The 667-nt window shown below is 63.7% G+C and carries 1 protein-coding gene; it reads right to left on the reverse strand.

Annotated elements, in window-relative coordinates; genetic code table 11:
- A partial coding sequence (locus tag ACYVOK_RS34485) for an IS66 family transposase (protein WP_460666805.1) occupies positions 1 to 667 on the reverse strand: 667 nt, incomplete at both ends.

Below are 667 nucleotides of genomic sequence, written 5' to 3' on the forward strand. Positions count from 1 at the left end.
GAGGCGTTGGTGTGCAGCGGGATCTCGGGACGCTCAAGCACCCGCAGCAACTCGGCTTTGCGCCGCGCCAACCGGGCCAGCAACTCATCAAGGTCCTTGTAGCCCGTGCGCTGGCCAAAGATCCGGTTGAACTGGTGCCGGAATGACGCCTCGGCGCCCGGTGAGGGACTCTGCTTCCACAGCTTCAGGCTACGATAAAAGCACCAGATCGCCGCGCGGACCAGCTCAACGGCTTTCGCCTGCTTGGGCGAGGCTGGCATCAGCTTCTCGAGGTGGCGCTCGGCATGAACCCAGCACAGGGCATGCGTGGCAACCCGGAACTGGCCGGCATCGTCAGAGACCACGACCGTGTTCTCCAGCAGCCCGTGATGCCGGAGCGCACCCCAGGTGGCGGCTTCGTCTAGCGACTGCAGCAGAGGCCGGTCGAAGATGTTGATCGAGCACTGCAGCAGATGCTGCCACCACTCCATTTGCGAGTTGAAGACTTGGCCCTGGAGCTTGCTCAACCGGGCGATCACGGCGGCCTCGACGGATTGCGCCCGCAGATAGTCCAGGGCGGCTTCGTTGACGACATAGTCGTCACAGCCGGCCCGCAGCAGCGACAGGAAGTTCAGGCGCGATTTCGACCGGCTGGTGCGAAAAACACAAAAGCGCTCGCCGCCGATCT

This window comes from Kribbella swartbergensis, assembly GCF_054784135.1.